Source organism: Mesorhizobium salmacidum (SeqCode) (genome assembly GCF_037179605.1).
In the GTDB taxonomy this organism is placed as follows: domain Bacteria; phylum Pseudomonadota; class Alphaproteobacteria; order Rhizobiales; family Rhizobiaceae; genus Mesorhizobium; species Mesorhizobium salmacidum.
In genome coordinates this window covers 1-18,009 of the sequence record NZ_JAPYKS010000041.1, presented here as the reverse complement: position 1 = coordinate 18,009, position 18,009 = coordinate 1, and the positions used below count along the sequence as shown (strand labels likewise).

Below are 18,009 nucleotides of genomic sequence, written 5' to 3'. Positions count from 1 at the left end.
TGCCCACACCCTGAGCACGATCCATGATGGTCTGGCGACGCTCCGCGCCGCCAAGCGGGCGTCATTCACCGAGGACGCTTTTCTACGAGCGGCGCTCGTCGCCTCCTCGGATATGTGCCGCTGTGTTCGGTGTCACGATCTCGGCAGTACGGGCGTCTAGTTCTCGTCGGTCATGCCCCAAACTGTTCCATTGGAGATTCCGATGACGAACGCTTTCATTGCCCATTTGTCGGCGGAACTGCTTGGGCTAAGATCCGCGGGTCTCTACAAATCCGAGCGCGTCATCGCCTCACCGCAGTCACCCGAGATCGAACTCACCGATGGCGGCAAGGTCCTGAATCTCTGTGCCAACAATTATCTTGGCCTCGCAGACCATGAAGATCTGCGGAGCGCGGCCAAGGCTGCGCTAGACCGCTACGGCTACGGCGTGGCCTCGGTGCGCTTCATCTGCGGCACTCAGGAAGAGCACAAGCAGCTCGAATCGCGCATCTCGTCATTCCTCGGGATGGAAGACTCGATTCTTTATTCGTCCTGCTTCGATGCCAACGGGGGGCTGTTCGAAGCGCTTCTAGGCGAGGAAGACGCCATTATTTCCGACGCGCTGAACCACGCCTCGATCATTGACGGCGTGCGGCTCTCCAAGGCGAAGCGTTTCTGCTATGCAAACAACAACATGGCCGCACTAGAAGAGGAACTGAAGAAAGCGGAAGGCCGGCGCTTCAAGCTCATCGCGACCGACGGTGTGTTCTCCATGGATGGCATCATCGCCGATCTCGGCGGCATCTGCGATCTTGCGGAGAAATATGGCGCGATGGTCATGGTTGACGACAGCCATGCGGTCGGCTTCGTCGGTAGGCACGGGCGCGGCTCGGCAGAACATTGCGGTGTCGAGGGCCGCATAGACATCCTCACAGGTACACTGGGAAAGGCGCTTGGTGGCGCATCGGGCGGATACACGTCAGGCAGTCGCGAAGTCATCGACTGGCTTCGACAACGCTCGCGGCCGTACCTCTTCTCCAACACCTTGATGCCTGCTATCGCAGGGGCTTCGCTGAAGGTCTTCAGCCTGATCGAACAAGGTGATGTGCTGCGCAAGAAGCTCTATGCCAATGCGGACCGCTTTCGCGCGAAGATGACAAAGGCAGGGTTTACGCTTGCGGGCGCCGACCACCCGATCATCCCTCTGACGTTGGGTGACTCAAGCCTGGCACAGCAGATGGCCGAGAAGATGCTTCAGCGCGGCATCTATGTAGTGGGCTTCTCCTTTCCCGTTGTACCGAAGGGTGAGGCGCGCATCCGCACGCAGATGTCCGCGGCGCATTCGACTGCGGATATCGACCGCGCCGTCGAAGCCTTCACCGAGGTGGGCAAGGAACTGAGAGTCATCTGATATCCTAAATGACTTATTAAATCCGGGCATTCGGACGATCTCGACGTGGTGCGTTGCCGCCGCTTCGGGGGAGGCTTGCGAGCTAAGGCGAGCTATCGGACGCGGCACATAAACTCACACATTTCAAAGAACGCGGCTTTGTGGGGCCTCTATTGCAGCAGTCGGCTCCTTTTGGCGCAAATGTTCATGGTCGAGGTCCTAAGTTTGAATATGGTCATCAGACGTCATTCGCAATAACTCTGGTGTGGATAGGATCTTGGAAGCGACCGCAGCTTACCGCGTGGTGGAACATGCAGAAAGCCTCTGCCTAATGACTGCTTACGTCCTCCGCAGATTGGTTTCGACCATCGCTGTCATGGCGATGGTCGGGATTTTCGTTTTCCTGCTTCTCAGGCTGGCGCCCGGCGACCCGGCCGCAATCATTGCCGGCAAATCGGCCACGGCGGAGATGATCGCGGGAATTCGCGAGAAGCTGGGGCTGAACGATCCCATGCCGGTCCAGTTCCTGCGTTGGGTACGCGATATGCTCAGCGGCGATTTCGGCACCTCGATCTTCGCCGGGCGACCGGTCCTCGATCTCATCGCGCAGCGCCTTGAACCTACGATTTGCCTGTCAATGATGACGATGATCCTTTCGGCGACGGTCGGGGTTTCGTTCGGCATCCTTGCCGCTTGGCAGGCTGGCGGCCTCGTCGACCGCATGCTTACGGGATTCGCGACGCTGGGTTTTTCGGTCCCGGTGTTCGTCATTGGCTTCTTTTTGATATACTTGTTCGCGATCAGCATGCATTGGCTGCCGGTCCAGGGATACCGGCCGATTGGCGAAGGCCTTGAGCCCTGGTTCGTGCACCTGATCCTGCCGACTCTGACTTTGAGCCTTTCTTATATTGCTTTCATCGCCCGGATAGCGCGAGCGAGCATGCTCGAGGTGTTGACGGAAGACTATATGCGAACGGCGGCTGCCAAGGGCGCGTCTTCCTATGCCATGCTTTTCCACCACGCCCTGAAGAATGCAGGTGCCCCGATCCTTACCGTGATTGGCCTGAGTTTCGCAGGCCTGATTGGCGGTGTTGTCATTACGGAAACGGTTTTCAACGTACCTGGCGTGGGTCGTTTGGTGGTCGATGCGATCAACAACCGCGATTACCCCATCATCCAGGGCGTCCTCATCCTCGTTTCGGGTCTGTACGTGTTGATCAATCTGGCGGTCGATCTTTCATACACGCTTGTCGACCCTCGAATCCGGTATTGATATGACACTCCTCTCTGCACCAGTTGAAGCCGTTTCGCCGGACCGTCTGCAAATATCTGACCTACCTCGTCTCGCAAGGCGCCACCCGCTTGTTGTAATCGGCGGCGGCCTCCTGATGCTGATGATCGTTCTAGCACTCGCTGCTCCGCTTTACGCTGGCGATCCTCTGAATATGGATCCATTCAAACGGCTTCAGCCAGCTTCGTCCGAAATGTGGTTCGGGAGCGACAATCTGGGCCGGGACGTGTTTGCACGAACAATGTTCGGCGCCCGGATCTCCCTGATCGTCGGATTGACCTCCGCCACAGGCGCAGCTCTTGGCGGCCTTCTGATCGGTGTCCTCGCCGGCTACAGCCGCGGCTTCGACAGCATCGCCATGCGGGTCATGGACGGTCTGATGTCGATCCCGACGGTTCTGCTTGCTATTGCACTGATTTCCCTGACCGGCTCGGGAGTCGGTATCCTCATTTTCGCCATTACGATCGTCCAGCTGCCAAGCGTCACCCGGCTGGTTCGTTCGGTGGTCATGAGTGTTCGGGAGCGTCCCTATGTAGAAGCCGCGATTTGTGGTGGTGCGCGCCTGCCGAAGGTGCTGTGGCGGCATATCCTGCCGAGCACCATACCAGCGCTCATGGTGCAAAGCGCCATTGTCTGCGCAGACGCGATTCTGACGGAGGCCGGGCTAAGCTTTCTCGGCGTGGGCGTGCCGCCCGACATCCCCAGCTGGGGCAACATGATCTCAAGCTCTCGCTTGTATCTCGCTATCGCTCCTTTAACAGTCTTCGCTCCCGGCATCTGCCTTGCGGTCATGGTCCTTTCCGTCAACCTGCTCGGGGATGGCCTACGCGACCTATTCGACCCCCGTGCGAAAAGGAGGCGCTGAGATGCAGATGCATACGACAATAGGCAATGACGTGCTTCTCGATGTTCGGGACCTCCAGACCCACTTTTACGGCGAAGACAGCGTCACTCGCGCGCTGGGCGGCATCAGCTTCCAGGTCGAGAGTGGCGAAACGCTCGGTGTCGTTGGCGAATCGGGATGCGGCAAGAGCGTCACCGCGCTTTCCATTCTGCGCCTGCTGCCCAAACAGAGCGCCAGGATCGTGGGCGGCGAAATCCGCTTTCGCGGACGCGATCTTCTAAAACTCTCGGACGGCGAGATGCGAAAAATCCGTGGCAACCGGATCGCCATGATCTTCCAGGAGCCGATGACAAGCCTGAATCCGGTTTACACCATCGGTCACCAAATCGCCGAGGCAGTGCAGATTCACACCAAAGCCAGCAAATCAGTCGCCATGGCCAAGGCCCAGGACTTGCTGTATCTCGTGCGCATCTCCGACCCCGAGCGTCGGGTCAACAACTACCCCCACGAACTGTCGGGCGGCATGCGCCAGCGCGCGATGATCGCCATGGCACTCGCCTGTTCGCCGGAACTCTTGATTGCCGATGAGCCTACGACGGCGCTCGATGTCACCATCCAGGCGCAGATCCTGCGGTTGGTGGTTGAACTGAAAGAGCGCACGGGAACGGCGGTCATGTTCATCACCCATGATCTGGGCGTCGTCGCTGAGACCTGCCAACGCGTGATTGTCATGTATGCCGGCCGCATCGTTGAGCAAGCGAGCGTCATTGATCTGTTCGCACGCCCTGCGCATCCTTACACCCAGGGATTGATGCGCTCCGTGCCTGATCGCCGGCGGGGCCGACAGGGCCGCATTCCAGAAATCGCTGGCATCGTGCCCAGCCTGCGCGAGCCGATTGTGGGATGCAGCTTCGCGCCTCGCTGTCCGTTCGCGATAGACATTTGCCGCGAGAAGACACCCGTCATGCTTGACGTCGGGCTGGGCCACGCCGCCGCTTGCTGGCGCGCCGAAGAGGTGGTTGGCGCATGACCGGGCCTCTGCTGAAAGTCGAGAACCTGACCAAGCACTATCCGCTCGGCGCAGGAATCCTGAAGAAGACCATCCCGGTGGTGCGGGCGGTGGAGGATGTGTCCTTCTCGGTCGAGGCTGGCGAGACGCTCTGTATCGTCGGCGAATCCGGCTGTGGCAAGTCGACCGTCGCGCGACTCCTGATGCGGCTCGCCGAACCGACGGCAGGGCGCGTGCTGATCGACGGGACCGACATAGCGGGTCTCAAGAAGCATGAGCTTCGCGCCTGGCGCCGGCGGATGCAGATGGTCTTCCAGGATCCTTACTCGTCGCTCAATCCACGCCTCACGGCTGGACAGATCATCACCGAACCCGTCGAGAATTTTGAGCCTCTTAGCTGGAAGCAGCGCAAGGCGCTCGCCGCTGAGCTTCTGCAACAGGTCGGGATGTCACCTCAGATGATGGACAGGCTCCCCTCCGAGTTGTCGGGCGGCCAGCGCCAGCGGCTCGGCATTGCACGGGCGCTTGCCCTCCAGCCGGCACTCATCATCGCCGACGAGGCAGTTTCCGCCCTCGACGTATCTGTGCAGGCTCAGATCCTGAACCTGCTTCTGGATCTCCAGCAGCAGATGGGCATCGCCTTTGTTTTCATCTCGCATGACCTCGGCGTTGTGGAGCATATCGGCCATCGCGTGGCGGTCATGTATCTGGGGCGAATCGTGGAGCTCGCCCCTTGTGAGGCGCTGTTCGCCAAACCGGTCCATCCCTATACCGAGGCGCTAATCGTGGCAGCCCCCGTTCCGGATCCGACGCGAGTTCGGCTGGCGGCGCCCGTCGATGGCGAGGTGCCGAGCCCTGTCAATCCGCCCAGAGGTTGCGCGTTCCATCCACGCTGCCCGCTCGCCGTCGAGCGTTGCCGCATCGAGGTACCGCCTTTGGTGCCGATGGCGGATGGGCGCGTCGTAGCCTGTCATGTGCGCGCTCCGGCACAGCCGGAGGTCGCGGTCAGCGCTCGACCCCCGCCGGTTGCAGAGCCACACAGTTCGGGCCTTTTTTAGGCGTCAGAACGCACTACAGTGGCGCTCAGAAAAGTACTCGTGAAAAGCAGGAATTCATGGAGAGAAACTCACACGAAAGCGGTCGTCATCCAACCCACGACGTCGGTGGTTTTGACACGGTCGGCTCCATTGCCACAAACGTTGATGACGGCTTCACAATGGCGGCTGTTGGCGACCTTCTCTATGCGCGGCCCGTAACGAACGGGCATTATCCCGGCCTGGACGATGTCCTTAGGACCTTTTGTGAGGCCGACGTTACTTTTGGCAACTTGGAAACCAACATTTTGGATGTCATGTCCAAAGGATGTCCGCAGGCTGAATACGGGGGAGCATATTGCATCAGCGACCCCGAGCTGGGAGCTGATTTGAAAGCGATGGGCTTCAATATGGTCAGTCGCGCCAACAACCACACACTCGACTGGGGTGTCGAAGGTATGCGCGAGACCACCCGCGCGCTTGATAACCACAGGATTATCCACGCGGGCGCAGGCGAAACCCTCGCACAGGCGGGAGCCGCCCGCTTCCTGGAGACGCCTCGCGGACGTGTGGCGATGTTGTCGTTTGCCTCGACGTTCGGGCCCATGGCTCGCGCTTGCGACCCCGCCGGCGAGGCCCCTGGCAGGCCGGGCCTGAACCCTCTTCGCTTGACGAGGAGCATCATAGTCCCGCCCGAGATGCTCGAGACTTTGAGAAAAGTGCGCGAAATGCTTCCAGGCGACAAACCCGCCCTAAAGGACCCAAGCCGGGTAGTACTGGGCGGGGTCACCTACGAACCGGGGAAAAAAGCCGGTTATAGCTTCGCAGCTAACTCGCGCGATGTTGCCAATATTCTGCGCAACGTACGTCAGGGCAAGCAGGTCTCAGACTTCTGCATCGCCACTAACCACGGGCACGAGCCCGGAGAATGGAGCCAGGAACCGGCTGATTACGAACAGTCGTTTGCCCGGAGCCTTATTGATGCAGGGGCGGACACATACATTGTGCATGGGCCGCATGTGTTGCGAGGCATCGAGATTTATAAAGGGCGGCCGATCTTTTACAGCTTGGGAAATTTCTTCTGCCAGGACCTCCGGACGCCCATAGGCGCTGACATGTACGAGGAATACGGCAAGGACCCGCGTGTCGATACAGATGCCGAGGTTACCGTTGATGAGGTGGCGAAAGGTTACCCGACAGCAGAAGGGTTAATTGGCCCCCAATCTGGTGTGGAATTCTACGAGAGTGTCGTTACCATCAGCCGTTTTGAGGACAACCATCTTGCCGAACTGCGGCTTTATCCTATCGAGCTTCGCCGCACGATGCGGTTTGCCAACCGGGGAGTGCCGCGTCTCGCGCCTGCGCCTCAGGGAGTGGCCATTCTGGAGCGTCTCCAGAGCCTCTCGGCGCCATTCGGCACGCAGGTCGAAATTGAAAACGGCGTCGGGTTGATCCGACTGCAGCCCGCTTCAACGTAACGCGGCATTTAGCATGAGCTTGGTCGCTCAAGAATGTGGAACTGAGCATTCGCTGTTATCATTTTGATCAGCCGGCGCGGCTAATACCTCGACGTATGCGCACCACAAAGGTTTGTCAGGCTCGACAGGTGCGTGACAATAACAATGGGGCTTCAGTATCCCGGCATGCTGCCGGTCGCTTATTTGGCGTAACTGAAGCCGAGCTCATCTAAAGGCGAGAGGAAGTGGCTTGCAGTATGTCGATCCTCGCACGAGCGCCAAGGCGCACGGAGCCACAGGCTGTCTAACCATTGACCTTTCCGCTCTCGGCCGCAATTATGAGAAGCTTGCATCGATCCTCGCTCCGGGGCGCGTAGCTGCCATGGTGAAGGCGGATGCATATGGGCTCGGTGTCGGGCCAATCGCGGTGGCGCTGTATGCAAAAGGTTGTAGGCAATTGTTCGTTGCTGTATTTGGAAGGCGGTCAAATTGCGACCCATCCTCCCGTGTGACGCTGAGATTTTCGTTCTGAACGGACTGCAACCCAGCGACGAGACCGCCTGTGCCGCAAGCAACATCATCCCGGTTGTCGACTCGCTGGAGCAGTGGAGGCGATGGGCGGACGTCCCCAGCCATCGAAAGCGCACGCTGCCGACCGTGCTGCAGTTCATACCGGAATGTCGCGGCTCGGCATACCGCCGGAAGAGCGTTCGGCGTTGGCGGACGCACTCGAACAAGAGGATAACCTCGAGATACTGTTCATCATGAGCCATTTGGCTTCCGCAGATGACAAGGACAGCGAGCAAAACGCCGACCAGTAGGCGAGATGACACGAACAGCCGATGAGTTTCCCGGCTTTGACATTTCCTTCGCCAATTCCGGGGGTGTGTTCCTGGCCACGGCGCACTCGCCCGGCCGGGCATCGCACTTTATGCGGGGCACCAAGCGCTAAGGGAGACAAGGCAATGGAACCGGTCGTTAGGCTCGATGTTGCCGTCGTGCAGACTCGCACTGTTCCGGCTAGCATCAGAGTCGGTTATGATGGCGCGCATGTCACGCACCAGGAAACGCGGCTCGCGACCATTGCCGCGGGCTACGCTGATGGCCTGCCCCGAAGCCTGAGTAGTTGCGGTGCCGTCTATTATGAAGGAATCCGGCTGCCGATCGTCGGAAGAGTGTCGATGGACAGCACGACAATTGATATCACCGCCTTGCCTGAGGATACGCTGACATTGGGCAGCTTGGTCGAGGTGCTCGGGCAGCACCAGACCCTCGGAGGACGTCGCGCGGGACGCAGGCATGCACCATATCCTATGCGATATTGACCTGTCTGGGTGATCGCTACCGCCGACAATATTAATGAGATGCCGAACGGCTGCATCAACGACTGCGTCGCGAATACGGATGCGATCTGGAAACTGATGAACTCGATGATCCTGCGACTGAGATCAGGCGAGACGAGCCGACGAGCCCGTCATGATGGAGCCGCATTCCAACTTGAGAAGGGGTAGAAGGGACTCCCGGCGGATATAACGGAATGAAAGTAGCGGAACGGTTGCCGCCGGCGGCCTTATCAGGACGTCAAGCCAAACTACGACAGCAGCGAGGGGCTGTAGAGGATGTGGGAATTTCAATCGGCACGCCGCCGATTGCCTCTAAGATCTGACATTGCCAACGCATCAGCGTCTGCGTTTTAGGTGTGCATCACACGACCGGCGAAAATGTACCCGCAAGTGGCCGGGGACGCGAGAACAGCCACACGATCACACAACACTGGGGGCAGAATCGGATCCGGTCAGCCACCGCCCCTCTCACATCCGGTTGCCCAATACTGGCCTCAAAAAGCGCGCGAATTTCAAACCTAAAGCGTGCCGCGTTTTAAAGGATTCAGGATTCCCTTTGATTTGAGATCATGATTCATTGCGGTTGAAAGGAGACCGCGATGGGCAAGCCGCTACCGCTCGAGTTGCGTAGGCGTGTTGTTGCGTAAGTCGATGAGGGTCATGGTCACCGAGAGGCTGCACGCCATTTCCGCGTTTCGCCTCGCTTTGGTAACAATCTGATCAAACGATCAAACTGCGCAGGCAGACCGGTTCGCTTGAGGCGCGTCGGCAGGGCCATGTGGGAGGCGGGAAGCTTGAGCCGCATGCCGAGTTTGTCCTCTTGCGGCTGGCCGAGACCGGCGAACTGACGCTGGATGAGCTTTGCGTCGAACTGGAGGTGCGCGGGGTGAGCGTGCACCGCTCCAATGTCGGTCGCCTGCTCAATCGCCTTGGGCTCAGTCATAAAAAAACCCTACAGGCCAGCGAGCAGCAGCGAGCCGACGTTCGCCAGGCGCGTGAGCTGTGGATGGGGCGGCGAAACCGCTTCTTCAACAAGGCTTTGGCGCGGCTGATCTTCATCGACGAGACGTCGACCAACACCAAGCTGACCAAACGCACCGGCTGGGCGCCGAAGGGCGAGCGCTTCAGGACGCATGCGCCATTCGGCAAATGGCAGACGCAGACCTTCATCGCCGGACTGCGATGCCACGGTCTTGTCGCGCCGTGGATCGTCAACGCGCCGATGAATAGCGCTATCTTCGAACACTACGTTGAAACCCAGCTCGCTCCCGCACTGTCGCCTGGCGATGTCGTCATTCTCGACAATGTCGGCTTCCACAAGAGCGAGCGCGCCGCACAACTGGTTCGCCAAAGGGGTGCCTGGCTGCTGTTCCTGCCGCCATACTCGCCCGATCTCAACCCGATCGAGATGGCCTACTCAAAACTCAAGGCGCGGCTGCGAAAGAAGGCCGCCAGAACCTTCGATGCACTCTGCGAGGCCCTCGGCGATATCTGTCACCTGTTCGAGCCAACCGAATGGAGAAATTTCTTCAAAGCTGCCGGATATGAGGCCAATTAATCGCGACACGCTTTAGCCCCTTCTTTCGTTCGAGAGAGATATCGTGGAGGGAGTCGTCCTTTTCACCAAGAATCAGACGCAGATCGATCAGGACGCCTTCGACGTCATCGTGAAGGGCAGGGCCGGCCATGCGGCCTCACCCCATCGGACTGTCGATCCTGTCACTGTAGCAGCGCAGATCACCCTCGGCCTGCAGATTTTGTATCGCGCAAAACCGATCCCATGGAGCCGCTGGTGATTTCAGTCACAATGTTGAAGGCTGCACAGGCCTATAACGTTATCCCAGATCAAGTAGAAATCGCCGGAACCGTCAGGGTCCAGGGCGTCAGGCCTCCGAGATTTCGCCGAACGAGAGATTTCGACATGCGCTCGAAGCATTGCGCGCGGGTTCGGCGCGGATATCGAGTTTAGGTACCGTCGTTCCGTGCCGTTTGCCGTCAACCACATGGAGGGAACCAACTTAGCGATAAGGGCGGCAGGCGACCTGATCGGGCCTGCATCGGTGAACGAAAAAATTCAGACCAGTGTGGGGGCGGAGGACTCCGCCTACATGCTTGAGGCGCGGCCAGGCGCTTTCATTTTCCTTGGGAATGGGGCGGACCGCTCCTGTGCACCATCCCGCATAGGATTTCAATGACGAAGCCTTGCCGTATGGTAGCGGCTATTGGGTGAATCTGGTCGAGACGGTATTGGCTACCTGACGTGTTGGCGCACAGAGGGCGTAAGGTGCGCTCGAGGGGCATGCTAAATGTCTTTCCATCATCGCCATCCCCCTTGTTTGCTCACGCTGTGCGTTCGGCGGTCCCGGCTCCTAGGCGTCTCCGGAGTGCCGATCCACGGCGATAGATGATGAGTTCCATCCGTGTCGTTCAGGAGAGGTGCACCATCAGAGCTCGGTTCAGACAACGGCAATGCCTCAACATCTGTCGATGACAGCCCCTCGTACATAGATCGCGACCGGCGACGCCGCGATGTGGCGCGAAAATGAAGAATACTGTTTCGTGAACTCAATGGAAAAGAGGAGCGCTGCACGAACAACTGCCTGCCGCCGCTGTCCGGTCGCCACCGGCCGTGAGTTTTGCGCGGCGCGCCCTGCCGGTGTGCCTCCCAGCCGGCAGGGCGGTATGTTCAGACGGCCGGCCCAAGCCGGCGCGGAGATTTGTTCGTCGCGGCATGTTTCCGAGACGGTCAATTCGCTGGATCACATCCGAAATGCCCTGGTCCTGATACGTAAGCGGTGTTTCCGGACCACCTTTCGGGAGTGGTCGCGATCTGTGAGGTTGCCGATCCTGTATTGGGATCGGAGATCGGCTTGTGTCTGGACTTGACCTTACGCTTGACCCGGAGCGGCAGCTTCGGCGGTTCGAGGTGATCAACGGTGCCGGCGGTCGGCGTCACTGGTCGGTGGATGACAAGGCGCGGATCGTCGCGGAAACGCTGGAGCCGAACGCAATCATTTCCGAGGTCGCCCGTCGGTATGGCCTTAGGCCGCAGCAGGTCTTCGCGTGGCGCCGCGAAGCGCGCAAACAAGCCGCTTCGGTGCAGCAAGATTCTCCTGCCTTTGTGCCGGCGGTTGTGGCGGCGGCGGAACCTGTAGCCAACCGTTCACGCAGCGGAAACGGCAAGCCACCCGGGATACCGGCATGATCGAGCTTGAGATCGACGGCATCGCGATGCGCGTCGGCCGGGGCGCCGATACCAAGACGGTGGCCGCAGTGATCCGCGCGCTGAAGGCGACGTCGTGATCGGGCCGACGGGTGCGGTCAAGGTCATGGTGGCGACGAAGCCCGTCGACTTCCGCAAGGGCGCGGAGGGGCTGGCCGCGTTGGTGCGCGAGACGATGGGCGCTGATCCGTTCAGCGGTGCGGTCTACGTCTTCCGGGCGAAGCGGACGGACCGGATCAAGCTGATCTTCTGGGATGGCACCGGCGTCTGCCTCTATGCCAAGCGTCTGGAGGATGGAGAGTTCCGCTGGCCGAAAGTGCATGACGGCATGATGCGGCTGACCGCCGCGCAGCTCTCGGCGCTGCTTGAAGGGCTTGATTGGCGGCGGGTCCACGAAGCCCGCCGGACCCGCGTTCCGGCGCAGGCGGGCTGATCCGCGACCAAGTGAATCAGGTCGGATTCCATTGTCGCCCGGCGTCGGCGAATATGGTCTGATCGGCTCATGGCGATGACGGCTGACCAGCTTCCCGACGATCCGGACGCGCTGAAGGCGATGGTCCTGGCGCGAGACGTCGAGAACGCCCGGCTGATCCAGATCATCAAGGAATTGCAGCGCCACCGCTTCGGCCGGCGTGCCGAGACGCTGCCGGAAGACCAGCTTCTGCTGGGGCTTGAGGAAGCCGAGCAGATCGAGGCGGCCGAGGAGGAAGAGAGCGAACAAGCATCTCCCGCAGAGCGCCTGGAGCGCGCCAGGAGGCGTCGGACGAACCGCGGCACGTTGCCATCCCATCTGCCGCGGGTGGAAATGATCGTCGACATCGAGGACCATGCCTGCCCATGCTGCCGCAATGGCTTGCATCGGATCGGCGAGGACATGAGCGAGCGGCTCGACATCGTTCCGGCGCAGCTGCGTGTAATCGTCGTGCGCCGGCCCAAATATGCCTGCCGCGCCTGCGAGGACGTCGTGGTTCAGGCTCCCGCGCCGGCCCGGCTGATCGAGGGTGGTCTTCCGACCGAGGCAACGGTCGCCCAGGTGCTGGTCTCAAAATATGCCGATCACCTTCCGCTCTATCGCCAGGCGCAGATCTACGCCCGGCAGGGCATCAATCTTGATCGCTCGACACTCGCCGACTGGGTTGGCCGCGCCGCCTGGCACCTCCGTCCGATTCATGAACGGCTGCTGGCGAAGCTGAAGTCCTCGCCGAAGCTGTTCGCCGACGAGACCACCGCGCCGGTACTCGATCCCGGTCGCGGCAAGACCAAGACAGGCCAGCTCTGGGCCTATGCGCGTGATGATCGGCCATGGCAGGGGAGCGACCCGCCGGGCGTCGCTTATGTCTATGCGCCGGACCGAAAGGCCGAGCGTCCGATCGCTCATCTGGCGGGCTTCACAGGAATCCTGCAGGTCGACGGTTATGGCGGCTATCGTGTGCTCGCCGACAAGAGCGGCGTCACGCTCGCCTTCTGCTGGGCGCATGTCCGTCGGCGCTTTTATGAACTGGCAGCAGCCGGTCCCGCGCCGATCGCCAGCGAGGCGTTGAGACGGATCGCCGAACTCTACAAGATCGAGGACGCCATCCGTGGCCGATCGGCCAACGAGCGCCGCGCGATGCGTCAGGACAAAAGCCGCGCCATCGTCGCCGACCTCGAACCATGGCTGCGTGAGAAGCTCGGCCTGATCAGCCAGAAGACAAAACTCGCCGAGGCGATCCGCTACACGCTCTCGCGCTGGGAAGGCCTCTCGCACTTCCTTGACGACGGCCGCATCGAGATCGACAGCAACACGGTCGAACGCTCAATCCGTCCGATCGCGCTCAACCGCAAGAACGCGCTCTTTGCCGGCTCCGACGGCGGCGCCGAACACTGGGCAGTCATCGCCTCGCTGATCGAAACCTGCAAGCTCAACGGCGTCGAGCCACTCGGCTATCTCACCGACATCCTCACCAGGATCGCCAACGGCCACTCCAACAGCCAGATCGACGATCTCCTGCCTTGGGTCTACATCAACAAGCTCGAGCTCAAGGCCGTGGCCTGAGAACACCGCTTACCCTGATACTCGCCCATGCGGACTGGAAGAAGCCACAACCGCGACCCATAGACGGAAGGAGATGATCAAGGTGGCGCGCGCAGGAGGTTCGTCGTCGACGTTTGCGCCGCTCGAGAACCCACGTCTCGATCGGTTTGGCTGGCCACGCAAGTTTCAAGCCTCGCCATCAGCTGACTGATGGCTACGATCTCGACTTCCGCTATGATGGTCGCGCTGGTGCAGGCGTCATCGACGCTGCTGGCATTCATCCTTTCGGTCTTCGCTGGCGCCATCGCCGACAATTTCAGCCGACGCAGGGTTATGTTCGCTGGTCGGTGTCTGATGATGCTGGCATCTGCCATACTCACCGTTCTTGTCGCGCTGGGCCTTGTCGATCCGTGGATCATTCTCGGCTTCAGCTTTTTGGTTGGATGCGGCGCCGCTTTCAACGACCCCGCCTGGCAGGCGTCAGTTGGAGACTTGTTGACAGACGCGACGTCCCAGCTGCCATTACGCTCATTTCGGTCGGGTTCAACACCGTCCGAAGCGTAGGCCCGGCGCTCGGCGGCTTTGTGGTCGCCTCTTTTGGACAGCTAACGGCTTTCGCTCTGACCACGCTCAGCTATCTCGCACCGCTTTGCGCGATATGGCGCTGTCAATGGAAAGTTCGCCCTTCACCTCTCCCGCGTGAGGCGATGGCGACGCAATCCATAATGGGGTGCGCTTCACAGCGATGTCTTCAGAGTCAAGGCGGCAATCGCGCGCGGAACCCTTTTCGGAATCGCAAGCATCTCCATTCTGGCGCTGCTCCCCTTAGTAGCTCGTGACCAGCTGGGCGCAGGGTCGATCCGGTATGGCATCCTGATGGCCGGCTTCGGGACCGGCGCCTTTTTTGCCGGGATCTGCAACCATGTCTTGAGGCGAAAGCTGTCTCAGGAACATCTGATATCACTCGCGTGCATCGCCTGCGCCGAGTGCTGTCTTGCTCTTGCGCTCACCCGCCTGCCTTGCCGACCGGGCCGACGCGCAAGCGTGATCAATCCACGCGCTTTCTCTCTCACTCTTGATCTCCTCTCAAGCTGTCAACGCGCCTTCCAGAAACGAAAGTGCAAACAATGAGCCCCAAGCTTACGAGTGGGTCCTTGTCTCCAACATTAAGTCTGCCGCAGCATCAATTTGATAAATCCCGTCGTCACGGGACGACAAGCACACTCGTTCCACGCCGACCGTGCTTTGCTGTGAACCGCGCCGCCACCGGGCGCTGGGGCTGCCTGAATCAGGACAGATGTTCCTGTGCCGACATCACAAAGATCTCCGTAAATCGGGATGACCTATTTTCTGCCCATGGCCCCCGGTGTGCCCCGCAGTGCCCGACAAAAGGGCGCGCTGATCCTGCTGTTTCAAAGGTCGGTTGAAATTTGGTTCGAGCGTTTCATATGTCAAGCTGATTGGCTCTGCAAGTGCAACTGGTCATCCTATAAACGTGCCGTTCATAAGGCAGGACGGGAGAGATCGGCGAGTGCCGACGCCGACGGAGCAACCCCCCAAGGAAACTCTCAGGCAAAAGAGACCGTGCTGCCGAACAATCTGGAGAGAGACGCCAGAGCGTCCACCGAAGGGGAAAGCCGGGCTGACCGGTTAAGCTCTCAGGTACAGAGACAGATTTGGGGATGAGCCGCGGGTTGCGACCCGCACCCAGTGGTCTGTCTGGAGAGCGAAAGTGCCCAGGATTGTTGTAATTGGCGCCGGTATCACCGGCGTTTCGACAGCGTACGCCCTTTTGGAGCACGGCTACGATGTGACCGTGATCGAGCGGCAACGCTACGCCGCGATGGAGACCTCATTCGCAAATGGCGGCCAGCTCTCGGCCAGCAACGCCGAAGTCTGGAACCATTGGTCTACGATCCTCAAGGGGGTCAAGTGGATGGTCCGGCCCGACGCGCCGCTGCTGATGAACCCGGCGCCGTCTTGGCACAAATACAGCTGGCTGGCAGAGTTCGTGTCCAACATCCCCCGCTATCACGAGAACACAGTCGCGACAACGCGCCTGGCGATCGCCGCCCGCAAGTACATGTTCGAGATTGCGGAGCGGGAGAGCATCGATTTCGATCATGTCCGCAGCGGCATCCTTCATGTTTACTGGGACAAGACCGGCTTCGATCACGCAACGAAAGTGAACGAGCTCCTAATTGAAGGAGGACTGGACCGGCGACCCGTGACCGCAGAGGAGATCGCCGCAATAGAACCGGCTCTGCACGGTGACGTTCATGGTGGCTTCTACACGCCGTCCGACTCGACCGGTGACATTCACAAGTACACCACGGGCTTGGCTCAGGCCTGCGCGAGGCGCGGCGGCACCTTCCTCTACGACTCGGCGGTGAGGCACATCGACCGGCGCGACCGTTTCCGGCTGAGCTACTCAACTTATTGCGCGGGCGAGCAAGACGCCGAACAGGTCATCGAAGCTGATGGAGTCGTAGTATGTGCGGGCTCGCACAGCCGCGACCTTGCGGCCATGCTCGGCGATCGCCTCAACATTTATCCGGTCAAAGGATACTCGATCACTGTCTATCTCGATGACCCCTCGGCTCAGGCAGCCGCGCCTTGGGTGAGTATCCTGGACGACCGTGCGAAAATCGTGACCAGCCGCCTCGGCGCTGGACGGTTCCGGGTGGCAGGCACCGCCGAGTTCAATGGGCTCAACCGAGACATTCGCGATGACAGGGTTAGGCCGCTGGTTGACTGGACGCGGACGCTCTTCCCTGGTGTGACGACCAACCGCGTCGTGCCGTGGGCCGGGTTGCGGCCTATGATGCCGAACATGATGCCCCGCGTGGGGAAGGGATGTGCGCGGGGTGTGTTCTACAATACCGGGCACGGCCACCTCGGCTGGACTCTGTCGGCTGCGACCTCCGCCGTACTGGTCCAGGCCGTTGCGTCAGACGTTCCCGTCGACACGCGGGTGGGAGCTTAGGGGCGCGCATTCAATGACTCGGAAGCCTATCCATGTCGCGTGGGTCGAGATTGCGGGATTGAAGATCGCGCGAGAATTGCACGACTTCACGCGCAACGAAGTCTTGCCGGGAACGGGCATCAGCAACTCGGCCTTTTGGGCCTCGTTCTCCTCGATCGTACACGATCTCGCCCCCCGCAACCGGGCGCTGCTCGAAAAACGCGACGCCATGCAGGAAAAGCTCGACCGCTGGTACCGCGACAATGGCGCGCCAATCGACATGGACGCCTACAAGGCGTTCCTGAAGGAGATCGGCTATCTCGTTCCGGAAGGGCCGGCCTTCAGTGTCTCGACTGAAAATGTCGATCCGGAAATCGCCGTCGTCGCCGGACCGCAGCTCGTCGTGCCGGTGATGAACGCGCGCTATGCGCTGAATGCCGCCAATGCGCGCTGGGGCTCGCTCTACGACGCGCTCTACGGCACCGACGCCCTACCCGAAACCGATGGCGCCCAGAAGGGCAAGGGGTTCAACCCGGCGCGCGGCGCCAAAGTGATCGCCTGGGCCAAGGACTTTCTCGACCAGTCGGTGCCGCTCACCTCTGGCAAATGGGCAGGGGTGAACGGCCTGTCCGTGGCCAACGGCGCGCTGAAGGTCGGCGAAGGCGCCGGCTCGACGACGCTGGCCGATCCCAGGCAATTCGTCGGCTGTCGCGGCGACGCCGCCAATCCACAAGCCGTGCTCCTGATCAAAAACGGGCTGCACGTCGAGATCCTGATCGACCGCGCCAGCCAGATCGGCCGCACCGATCCGGCAGGCATCGCCGACGTCATCCTGGAATCGGCGCTGACCACCATCCAGGACTGCGAGGATTCGGTCGCGGCGGTGGATGCGCAGGACAAGGTCGCCGTCTACCGCAATTGGCTCGGCCTGATGAAGGGCGACCTGGCCGAAGAGATCAGCAAGGGCGGCAAGAGTTTTACCCGCAAGCTCAACCCCGACCGCGTCTACACCGCGCCCGCCGGCGGTACGCTGACCGTGCCTGGCCGCTCATTGATGCTGGTGCGCAATGTCGGCCACCTCATGACCAATCCGGCAATCCTGGACCGCGACGGCAGCGAGGTGCCGGAAGGCATCATGGACGCGGTGATGACGGCGCTGATCGCGCTGCACGACGTCGGACCGAAGGGGCGGCGGATGAACTCCCGCGCCGGCTCGATGTATGTGGTGAAGCCGAAGATGCACGGGCCGGAGGAAGTCGCCTTCGCCGTCGAGATCTTCGACCGTGTCGAAGCCCTGCTCGGCATGGCCCCAAACACCATCAAGATGGGCATCATGGACGAGGAGCGGCGCACCACGATCAACCTCAAGGAGGCGATCCGCGCCGCGAAGGAGCGCGTTGTCTTCATCAACACCGGCTTCCTCGACCGCACTGGCGACGAGATCCACACCTCGATGGAAG

General features: G+C 60.6%; 13 protein-coding genes, 3 pseudogenes and 1 riboswitch. All 16 genes and pseudogenes read left to right on the top strand.

Going from position 1 to position 18,009, the window contains the following annotated elements; genetic code table 11:
• Window positions 1–202: 202 nt before the first annotated feature.
• Window positions 203–1,390 (top strand): glycine C-acetyltransferase, encoded by a 1,188-nt coding sequence (locus tag O7A60_RS29645; protein WP_337109232.1) that lies wholly within the window; start codon window positions 203–205, stop codon window positions 1,388–1,390.
• Window positions 1,391–1,700: 310 nt separating this feature from the next.
• On the top strand, window positions 1,701–2,642 hold the full coding sequence (locus O7A60_RS29640; protein WP_337109243.1) for an ABC transporter permease: 942 nt from the start codon (window positions 1,701–1,703) through the stop codon (window positions 2,640–2,642).
• Between the two features lies 1 nt (window position 2,643).
• Window positions 2,644–3,525, top strand: coding sequence for an ABC transporter permease (locus O7A60_RS29635; protein ID WP_337109242.1), 882 nt, complete (start codon window positions 2,644–2,646; stop codon window positions 3,523–3,525).
• Between the two features lies 1 nt (window position 3,526).
• Window positions 3,527–4,534 (top strand): ABC transporter ATP-binding protein, encoded by a 1,008-nt coding sequence (locus tag O7A60_RS29630; protein ID WP_337109231.1) that lies wholly within the window; start codon window positions 3,527–3,529, stop codon window positions 4,532–4,534.
• Entirely contained in the window at window positions 4,531–5,571 is a 1,041-nt protein-coding gene (locus O7A60_RS29625) for an ABC transporter ATP-binding protein (protein WP_337109230.1), read from the top strand. The genes O7A60_RS29630 and O7A60_RS29625 overlap by 4 nt, the downstream gene beginning before the upstream one ends.
• A gap of 56 nt (window positions 5,572–5,627) precedes the next feature.
• Entirely contained in the window at window positions 5,628–7,025 is a 1,398-nt protein-coding gene (locus tag O7A60_RS29620) for a CapA family protein (RefSeq protein WP_337109229.1), read from the top strand.
• A gap of 229 nt (window positions 7,026–7,254) precedes the next feature.
• Window positions 7,255–8,364, top strand: a pseudogene (gene alr, locus O7A60_RS29615) (alanine racemase).
• Between the two features lie 582 nt (window positions 8,365–8,946).
• Window positions 8,947–9,905 (top strand): annotated as a pseudogene (locus O7A60_RS29610) (IS630 family transposase).
• Window positions 9,906–9,948: 43 nt separating this feature from the next.
• The gene (locus O7A60_RS29605; RefSeq protein ID WP_337109228.1) at window positions 9,949–10,143 is read left to right on the top strand and encodes a hypothetical protein; all 195 of its coding nucleotides are present in this window, start codon (window positions 9,949–9,951) and stop codon (window positions 10,141–10,143) included.
• A 207-nt stretch (window positions 10,144–10,350) separates the two neighbouring features.
• Window positions 10,351–10,542: a hypothetical protein gene (locus tag O7A60_RS29600; RefSeq protein WP_337109241.1), complete on the top strand. Its 192-nt coding sequence runs from the start codon at window positions 10,351–10,353 to the stop codon at window positions 10,540–10,542.
• Between the two features lie 677 nt (window positions 10,543–11,219).
• Complete coding sequence (gene tnpA / locus O7A60_RS29595) at window positions 11,220–11,552, top strand: IS66-like element accessory protein TnpA (RefSeq protein WP_337109227.1); 333 nt, start codon at window positions 11,220–11,222, stop codon at window positions 11,550–11,552.
• Between the two features lie 94 nt (window positions 11,553–11,646).
• Window positions 11,647–12,003 (top strand): IS66 family insertion sequence element accessory protein TnpB, encoded by a 357-nt coding sequence (tnpB, locus tag O7A60_RS29590; RefSeq protein WP_023709031.1) that lies wholly within the window; start codon window positions 11,647–11,649, stop codon window positions 12,001–12,003.
• A 69-nt stretch (window positions 12,004–12,072) separates the two neighbouring features.
• Window positions 12,073–13,605: an IS66 family transposase gene (tnpC, locus tag O7A60_RS29585; RefSeq protein WP_337109226.1), complete on the top strand. Its 1,533-nt coding sequence runs from the start codon at window positions 12,073–12,075 to the stop codon at window positions 13,603–13,605.
• Window positions 13,606–13,678: 73 nt separating this feature from the next.
• Window positions 13,679–14,595, top strand: a pseudogene (locus O7A60_RS29580) (MFS transporter); the annotation flags it as partial.
• Between the two features lie 494 nt (window positions 14,596–15,089).
• Window positions 15,090–15,179, top strand: a riboswitch (glycine riboswitch).
• 137 nt (window positions 15,180–15,316) lie between these two features.
• Complete coding sequence (locus O7A60_RS29575) at window positions 15,317–16,570, top strand: D-amino acid dehydrogenase (RefSeq protein WP_337109225.1); 1,254 nt, start codon at window positions 15,317–15,319, stop codon at window positions 16,568–16,570.
• A 13-nt stretch (window positions 16,571–16,583) separates the two neighbouring features.
• Window positions 16,584–18,009 (top strand): malate synthase G (locus O7A60_RS29570; RefSeq protein WP_337109224.1); only part of this gene is annotated, 1,426 nt, incomplete at its 3' end.

What these genes read in the sequence shown, in the direction of transcription:
- tnpC (WP_337109226.1), top strand. Translation starts at nt 12,073, where the DNA reads ATGGCGATGACGGCTGACCAGCTTCCCGACGATCCGGACGCGCTGAAG.
- O7A60_RS29625 (WP_337109230.1), top strand. Translation starts at nt 4,531, where the DNA reads ATGACCGGGCCTCTGCTGAAAGTCGAGAACCTGACCAAGCACTATCCG.
- O7A60_RS29640 (WP_337109243.1), top strand. Translation starts at nt 1,701, where the DNA reads ATGACTGCTTACGTCCTCCGCAGATTGGTTTCGACCATCGCTGTCATG.
- O7A60_RS29600 (WP_337109241.1), top strand. Translation starts at nt 10,351, where the DNA reads ATGGAGGGAACCAACTTAGCGATAAGGGCGGCAGGCGACCTGATCGGG.
- O7A60_RS29635 (WP_337109242.1), top strand. Translation starts at nt 2,644, where the DNA reads ATGACACTCCTCTCTGCACCAGTTGAAGCCGTTTCGCCGGACCGTCTG.
- O7A60_RS29645 (WP_337109232.1), top strand. Translation starts at nt 203, where the DNA reads ATGACGAACGCTTTCATTGCCCATTTGTCGGCGGAACTGCTTGGGCTA.
- O7A60_RS29630 (WP_337109231.1), top strand. Translation starts at nt 3,527, where the DNA reads ATGCAGATGCATACGACAATAGGCAATGACGTGCTTCTCGATGTTCGG.
- O7A60_RS29620 (WP_337109229.1), top strand. Translation starts at nt 5,628, where the DNA reads ATGGAGAGAAACTCACACGAAAGCGGTCGTCATCCAACCCACGACGTC.